The sequence below is a fragment of the Spirulina sp. CCY15215 genome (assembly GCF_016888125.1).
In the GTDB taxonomy this organism is placed as follows: domain Bacteria; phylum Cyanobacteriota; class Cyanobacteriia; order Cyanobacteriales; family Spirulinaceae; genus CCY15215.
In genome coordinates, this window is the sequence record NZ_JACSWA010000527.1 from 1 (window position 1) to 8,013 (window position 8,013).

Sequence of the window (8,013 nt, forward strand, 5' to 3'; positions counted from 1 at the left end):
GTCTTGCGTTACAATACTTCCATGTAAGTCCACAGCTATTTTTTAGCCAAGGGATGTAGGAGTCTGTTGACAGACTTGGCGAAAGCGCGGTTTTAACAAGGTGCTGTGGGCGGAACTATTTCCGCCCTTTAAAAGCGCCGCCCGCTTTCGGTGGATTAACCACAGAATCCCCGTCTTTTTAAAGCGGGGAGATGTCAAGAACAAGGTATAATTGGGCAGGCAAGAAATAGTTAGCACCGAGCGAATTTCATCCCCTCCCATTAAACCTCATCAGTTTAATTAAACCTCATCAGTTTAAATTGTTTGGAGAAACAAGCAAGAAACTGTTGGTTGCTTGCACTAAAATGAGTGCGGATATCAGGAAATGCCTTGAGGGGAAAATTTGTGAGATTCACTCTTGCTACTAGCCCGTTATTGGGAGAGCGCGGACTCAAAAAAGTAATCCAAAAAATTATTCAGTTTGAGGTTCGGGTGTAGAGAGATACCCAACTTGTCAGGGAAGGGATTGCGATCGCTCGCAGTCCGACCTAACCAAGGTTGAGAGTTGAGTTAATCTCCAATAATCATCTTTTTCTCCCCATAACCCACTGTGAGTGGAATTTAAAATTCTTCTCTCATCTCGGTTTTGCTTCAGTTTTGTTTGCTATTTCAAAAAGTTTTTCTTGACCCCATAGAGCTTCTTTAAACCAGCGCGATCGCGAAGCCTTGCGCTAAAAAAGAGTAAGGTTGCATCGCTTTTTCAAGGATTTAAACAATCCGAGTCGTCGCGCATGGATGCTTTCATGGATGCTTTCACCGAATCGATAGAGTATTGAGGAAATTGCATGCCCAAGCAGATCATTATTGCAGAACAACATCAAATTGCCGCCATTTTTGCTGAAGATCGAGTTCAAGAACTTGTTGTCTCTACGGGAACCCAACAAGTCAGCGATATTTATGTTGGAACCGTAGAAAATGTCATCCCAGGGATTGATGCCGCTTTCGTCAATATTGGCGATGCCGAACGAAATGGCTTTATGCACGTCACGGATTTAGGTCCCCTGCGATTGCGCCGAGGTGCTGGAGCCATTACCGAACTGCTGGCCCCCCACCAAAAAGTTCTCGTCCAAGTTATGAAAGAGCCGACGGGAAATAAAGGTCCCCGGCTAACGGGAAATATTACCCTCCCCGGACGCTATTTGGTTCTGATGCCCTATGGCCGAGGGGTTAATTTATCCCGTCGCATCAAAAATGAAACCGAGCGATCGCGCCTGAGAGCTTTGGCCATTTTGATCAAGCCAGCAGGAATGGGATTATTGGTACGGACGGAAGCCGACGGGAAAAATGAAGAAGCCATCATGGAGGATTTAGAATACCTCCAAAAACAATGGGAAGACATTCAACAACAAGCCAATATCACCAAACCCCCGACTTTACTCAACCGCGATGATGACTTCATTCAGCGCGTTTTGCGGGACATTTATAGCGCCGATGTTAATCGCATCGTAGTGGACTCGAGCGATGCGGTTAAACGGGTCAAACAGCATTTGCAGAATTGGAGTGGAGGACGATCGCCCGAGGGGGTTCTCATCGACCATCACCGGGAACGCCAGCCCATTCTCGAATTTTTCCGCATCAATGCTGCCATTCTCGAAGCCCTCAAGCCTCGCGTCGATCTACCTTCTGGCGGTTATATCATCATTGAACCCACGGAAGCATTGGTGGTAATTGATGTCAACTCCGGCTCCTTTACCCGGTCATCCACGGCTCGAGAAACGGTGCTATGGACGAATAATGAAGCCGCCACAGAAATCGCCCGTCAACTTCGTCTCAGAAATATTGGCGGCGTGATCGTGGTAGATTTCATCGATATGGACTCCCACCGCGATCGCCTCGATTTGCTGGAAACCTTTAATAATGCTTTGAGTGGGGATAAGGCGCGTCCCCAAATCGCCCAACTTTCAGAATTAGGCTTGGTGGAACTGACCCGCAAGCGTCAAGGACAAAACATTTACGAACTCTTTGGCAAAGAATGTCCGACTTGTGGCGGCTTGGGTCATACTCCTAATTTACCCGGTATGGAAGTCGAGGAGGAACCGAGCGAAAAAAGCCAAAGCCTTCCGGTTCTTTCTATACCCTCCCCCAAACTCCCTGAAAAGCGAGATGATGAAATAGACGGGCTTTTAGACCTTGGGGCGGAGGATAATCCTCAAGAACTCGATCTACTGAATCATCCCAATTATCAGGAACAAAATTTAGCTGCAAATCGCCGTCGCCGTCGCCGTCGAGTCGGGGAGATGGAAACCCCCAATAAAGTGACGAAAATCCGGCTCAATGGGGGGAATAGTCGCAGCGAGGAAACGGAGGAGGATTTTTCCGCCACAGAAGATGTGAACGATCACTACGATCGCCGCATTTCTCGACGAGATACGCCCCCTCCGGAGAAGGTGACGGTTGAAATGACAACCCTCGAACAGGATGTCTATGCGTTGATGGGGATATCTCCTTTAATCCGTGCCGATCGAGAGGTGAAAGACCCCCGTGCTGTTGTGCTTTCTATCCATGAACCCGAATCTCCTGAAATAGCTTCTGAAATAGCTTCTGAAATAGCTTCTGAAACAACTTCTGAAACAACTTCTGAAACAAGTTGGGAACCGGAAGAAGAGTCCGTCATCGATCGCAATCTTGAAGAAGCAGAAATAGTCGAGGATGAAGCAGAAGAGTTTGAAGAGGCGATCGCAGAATCTACCGACGAGGTGGAGGAATCAGATACTGATGATGAAGATTCTGACAAGCGACCCATTATTCGCCGTCGCCGTCGTCGTTCGTCTGCTCAGTAAATTTGTTCTATGAAAAGTTACCCCGTTCCCAATTTTGAATATTCCTATTTATCGGATAACGCTAATGCGGAAATGCCGATCGCCGGAGTAGATGAAGTAGGGCGGGGTGCTTTATTTGGACCCGTCGTCGCGGCGGTGGTTTGTCTTCCTTTGTCTCAATGTCAGCAATTACAAGCCCTAGGGGTTCGCGATAGCAAGCAGCTTTCCCCCCCGAAACGCCGCGAACTCGCATTGATGATTCCCGCGATCGCAACGGATGTGCGTATTGGTTATGCCACCGTGAGGGAAATCGATCGCCTCAATATTTTACAGGCTTCTTTGTTGGCCATGAAACGAGCAATTTTCAAGTTAGATTTAACCCCAGAATTGTGTTTTATTGATGGCAAATTTCCCATTCCTGATTTAGAGATTTCCCAGCAAACTATTATTGGGGGCGATCGGCAATCTTCTGCGATCGCAGCAGCAAGTATCATCGCGAAGGTTTGGCGAGATGAATTAATCGCGCGTTTTGCTCAAAAATACTCCCACTACGATCTCGCTGCAAACAAAGGATATGGTACAAAACGTCACCGTCAAGGGATTGAAGAATATGGGATTTCTCCTCAACATCGTACTTCTTTTAAATTAGGGAGTAGGGGGTAGGGTACTTAATTATCGCGCAGTCCGATCCGCCAAGGATTAAAATACCTATTTTTTATTCCCCATCAATAATAACCAACTCATTCAAATGAGCAATAGCAGCATCGGCCTTCCTAAGTACCGGGGCGTTAGCATTGCCCCAACAAATGCCCACAACCCCTGCTGCACCTGCATTCTCTGCCATTTCAAAATCCAAAGCAGAATCTCCCACCATTAGCGTCGTTTCTGGGGTAGTCGAGAGGGCATGACTGGCTTCTAGGAAAAGCCTCGGCTCCGGTTTGCCAGGTCCATTCGGTTCGACTCCCCGCGCTAAGTTAATATAGTTCCCAATACCGGCGCGATCGATAAAATTTTCGACTCCTAGGGTTGAATCTGCGGAGAGAATGCCCAGTTTTAACTCAGTTGCCGATAAAGTCTGCAAAACCGCCAAACTGCCTGGAAAAAGGGGCGAGTTTTGCGGGGTACGCTGGATATATTTATCGGCTTCTTCAAAAGCAAAACGGGCAATTTCGAGGGCTTCGTACCAACCGCGTCCAGTTTCGGCAATATAGGCGGCTGCTGCTATTTGGTTATCTCGGCGACTACCCACAGCCATTAAACCCGTGGGATCGAGGCTGCCTTCATTTAGTCCAAAAGCCATCAGTAAAGGTTCGCCAATGCCAGGAATGCGTGCATCAATGAGACGCGATCGCTTGTTTGCCAGTTCTCGCAAAAAGTTTTGCGAGTCTTCCAATGTTCCGTCCTTATCAAACAAAATTCCTTCAATATTGGAAAAAATCTTATTCCCACAGCGAATTTTAACCAAAATCTCCTCCTCATTTAATCTTGCTTTGATCTAGATTAACAGAATCTTTGATAACTCTTTAAAAACGAGGAAACTTAGAAGATTTATTAGTTAATCGCTTAAAAGAGCTTCGACAAACTCATAACTGGAGAAAGGACGCAAATCTTCGATTCCTTCTCCCGCACCAACAAAGCAAATGGGTAAATTTAACTGTTTAGCAACGGCTAAAGCTACACCACCTTTAGCACTACCATCGAGTTTAGTCAAGACAACACCGCTTAACTTGGCAGATTCTGAAAAAACTTGGGCTTGACGTAAGCCATTCTGTCCCAATGTTGCATCTAAAACTAACAGGGATTCCACTGTTGCATTGGGGGCTTTTTTATCAATAATACGGCGAATCTTTGCCAATTCTGCCATTAAATTCTTTTTGTTTTGCAAGCGTCCAGCAGTGTCTACTAATAAGAGGCGAATATCTCGCGAGATAGCTGCATTAATTGCATCATAAACTACTGCTGCTGGGTCAGTATTTTTCCCTGGATTAGCAATAACTTGAGTTTGCGATCGCGCACCCCAAATGGTCACTTGTTCTACTGCTGCGGCCCGAAATGTATCTGCTGCGGCAATAATACAGCTATAGCCGGACTGTTTGGCCATGTGTGCTAATTTGCCAATTGTAGTGGTTTTTCCTGCGCCATTAACCCCGGTCATTAACCAAATATTTAGAACACCATCTTGAGGAGTCAATGCTGCATTTTGCGGATCTTTTAGGGGTTTGTCGAGAAGGTCGCAAAGAATTGTTTTTAAATAGGCGATCGCCTCTTCCGGTGGGAGAGATTCTTCTCGCAATTTGTCTTGTAGCGTTTCAATAATATATTCTGTGGCCTCGACTCCCACATCGGCTTGTAGAAGTAAAGCCTCAATTTCCATTACAGCGTCTTCGTTAAGAGGCCCTTGTCCCACAACAGCTTTAAGTTGATTAATTAAACTTCGGCGCGTTTTACCGAGTCCTTCTCGCAAACGTTTAAGCCAGCTAATTTCATCAAGAGAAACCTCTTCAGGTCGCCTTCCTTGTTCCGCCAAAACTTTAGCCGACCAGACAAAATCTTCATCAAAATCAAGGGAAGATTCGCTTTCAATTTCTGATTCAGGAGTTTCGATCGCCGTTTCTTTCAATCTTTCCAACGCATCAGATTTCTGCATCCACACTGGGGTAGAGATAGGTTCTGATGGCGTTTCTTGACTGGTTTCGGGAGTCTCGATCGCGGTTTCATCGGTTGCAGATAATTCGCCTATTTCTGTATCAGTATCGGCAATTTTTTCAAGTTCTACAGATGTATTGTTTTCTTTCTCAACAATTGTTTCTCCGATATCTTCTCGGTTATCAGTTCCTACAGGTATACTGATTTCTTTTTCAGCAACTGTTTCTGTAATATCTTCAATAATAACTTCTTCGCGATCGGTTTCTATCGGTGTACTGATTTCTTCCTCAGCAACTGTTTCTGTAATATCTTCAATAATAACTTCTTCGCGATCGGTTTCTACGGGTATACTGATTTCTTTTTCAGCAATTGTTTCTGTAATATCTTCAACAATAGTTTCTTCGCGATCGGTTTCTACGGGTGTACTTGTTTCTTTTTCAGCAACTGTTTCTGTAATATCTTCAACAATAGTTTCCTCGCGATCGGTTTCTATCGGTGTACTTGTTTCCTGACTCTTGATTTCCTCAGAAAATTCGGAGGATTTTTCTTCTGCTTTTATTTTTTCTTGACGCTGTTGAATATTTTGATAAGCAGCTTTTGCCCATTTCAAGTAATCTTCTTGGGTAGTTTGAGGAGAAGATTCTTCTGTTTCTACTTCTGGAGATTTTGGTTGAGTTTGAGGTGATTCCGACTCTAGAGACTGAGGTTTCTTTTTCTCATTCTCCTTTTTTTCTTTGTCTTCATCTTTACCTAATTTTCGATTAAACCAATTAAATACCATTTTTTTAATTAATAAACAGTTATCAATCAATTATCCATCTTTTATGTTTCTAAAATGCTCTCCTCTTGGGGAAACTCCTTGCTCTTTTCTCTTTCTACCACTTTGCGTAAAACACCATTAATAAAACGAGAGCCTTCTTCATCAGAATAGCGTTTTGCTAATTCTACAGCCTCATTAATGGCGACACGAGTGGGAATGTCTAAAAAAACAATTTCAGCAACTGCAAGAGAGAGAATATCGCGATCGACTTGAGGAATGCGATGGAATTGCCAATCTACCAGAGAGGATTCGATCGCCTCGGTAATTTCCCCTCGACGACGCTTGACTGTCCCAATTAATTCTAAGGCATATTCCTGCACATCTTGGCGATCGGCTAAATAAATGAATTCGGGTAAGTCTGCGGCATAACCGACGCGGTTGAGGGCTTTTTCGGTTAATTCAATGGCTTCTTTAACCATTGTTTTACTACTTTGTATGTCTGTTGCTCGAGTCTCGCTACTTGCTAGGCGATCGGCTCCTCGTTGGATTTCTTCGCTTGCAGTGGAGAGGGTATCTCTTGCTTCTGCGACTAGGGTGCGAATAGCTGCTAAAACCAAATCATTGAGGGTTTGTTGTTGGATTTTTTCCGAATTGCCTCGAACTTGACTTAGGCTTAAAAGAGCTAATTCTCGTGAAGTTTGACGGGGTTGTTGACGAGGCATAATGGTATGGAGAAAAAGAAAAAATTAACAAGAAACAATCAAGCCGGAAATTATAATCTTATACTTTTTCTTCTTCAATCGGTAAAGCCTGTTGTTTTTCTTCCGATCGCTCTAAGGAATCATGATTGCGAGGAATGGTTTCGTAGGACTTGGGAGATTTTGAGGAAGATTTAGAAAGGGCGATCGCCGCAGGTGGAGAAGCAGTTGGGAATGTTTTGGGGCTGACAATTCCTCCAGAAATCAGGACTTTAAAGGCATCTTCAATAGAAATGGATAAATCGATCGCCTCAGATTCTGGAATTATGGCATACCATCCCGAAGTCGGGTTGGGAGTTGTGGGAATAAATACACTCAACATAGGCTGAGAAAGGTGAGCCTGAAGAAGTGGGCTTAATTGGCCTGTCACAAAACCGAGACTCCATACTCCTTGCCGAGGATATTCCACAATAACCACCCGTCGAAACTTACTTTTGGAATCTTGGAGTAAAGTTTCCAAAATTTGCTTGAGGGTTTTATAAACAGATCCAGCGAGGGGAATAGCTTGTAAAATTCGCTCTCCCAAATTGAGCAGCCATTGTCCCACAATGTTTCTGGCCATTAAGCCAATCAGCAGAATAAAGACTAAAGGGACAGCAAACCCAACGGATAGATTGATGAGATTCGTTAAAACTGGATGTAATCCTTGGAAAGGATTAAGCTGTTTGGGAATTTCCGTTAAAAACCCTATCACCCATCTGGCAATGGTAAAACTCAGCCAGATTGTAGTTGCTAGGGGGATGACAACTAAAAGACCTGCAATTAAGTCGTTTTTTAAATCCTGCTTTAGGTGTTGGAACACCGATCGCTGATTCTCCATGATAACTGGTGCGGGTTTGGGTATTGATTGCCATTCAACTGCGATCGCGTTTCAGAAATCGCGTCTCAAAAGCAGTGAATGTGCGTTTTCTTCTGTCTCTAGTTTTAATCCTTGTAAAGAAATGTTGCAAGTTCTCCATCAAAGATGTGGCAAGGGGACTCCCGTTAGACCCGATAGGGTTAGCGGGAGAGGAATTGCCACAAACAAGGGAGTCTGAGCAAAGCGAATCAG

The 8,013-nt window shown here is 44.5% G+C and carries 7 protein-coding genes; 2 read left to right on the plus strand and 5 right to left on the minus strand.

Annotated features, from left to right (window positions below; genetic code table 11):
* Positions 1 to 824 precede the first annotated feature (824 nt).
* The gene (locus tag JUI58_RS18130; protein ID WP_204105214.1) at positions 825 to 2,819 is read left to right on the plus strand and encodes an Rne/Rng family ribonuclease; all 1,995 of its coding nucleotides are present in this window, start codon (positions 825 to 827) and stop codon (positions 2,817 to 2,819) included.
* A 72-nt stretch (positions 2,820 to 2,891) separates the two neighbouring features.
* A complete protein-coding gene (locus tag JUI58_RS18135) occupies positions 2,892 to 3,461 on the plus strand; it encodes a ribonuclease HII (protein ID WP_204105220.1) in 570 nt (189 codons plus the stop codon).
* A 52-nt stretch (positions 3,462 to 3,513) separates the two neighbouring features.
* On the opposite strand, the gene JUI58_RS18140 is transcribed toward JUI58_RS18135, so the two are convergent.
* The 5 genes from JUI58_RS18140 to JUI58_RS18160 form a co-directional block, all read right to left on the minus strand.
* The gene (locus tag JUI58_RS18140; protein WP_204105215.1) at positions 3,514 to 4,263 is read right to left on the minus strand and encodes an HAD family hydrolase; all 750 of its coding nucleotides are present in this window, start codon (positions 4,261 to 4,263) and stop codon (positions 3,514 to 3,516) included.
* A 90-nt stretch (positions 4,264 to 4,353) separates the two neighbouring features.
* Positions 4,354 to 6,225, minus strand: coding sequence for a signal recognition particle-docking protein FtsY (ftsY, locus tag JUI58_RS18145; protein WP_204105216.1), 1,872 nt, complete (start codon positions 6,223 to 6,225; stop codon positions 4,354 to 4,356).
* Positions 6,226 to 6,266: 41 nt separating this feature from the next.
* Positions 6,267 to 6,929, minus strand: a complete 663-nt coding sequence (gene nusB / locus JUI58_RS18150) for a transcription antitermination factor NusB (protein WP_348539921.1) — start codon at positions 6,927 to 6,929, stop codon at positions 6,267 to 6,269.
* A 55-nt stretch (positions 6,930 to 6,984) separates the two neighbouring features.
* Positions 6,985 to 7,764 (minus strand): DUF502 domain-containing protein, encoded by a 780-nt coding sequence (locus JUI58_RS18155; RefSeq protein WP_204105218.1) that lies wholly within the window; start codon positions 7,762 to 7,764, stop codon positions 6,985 to 6,987.
* A gap of 52 nt (positions 7,765 to 7,816) precedes the next feature.
* Positions 7,817 to 8,013, minus strand: a 197-nt coding sequence (locus JUI58_RS18160) for a hypothetical protein (RefSeq protein ID WP_204105219.1), incomplete at its 5' end; no start/stop codon positions are given.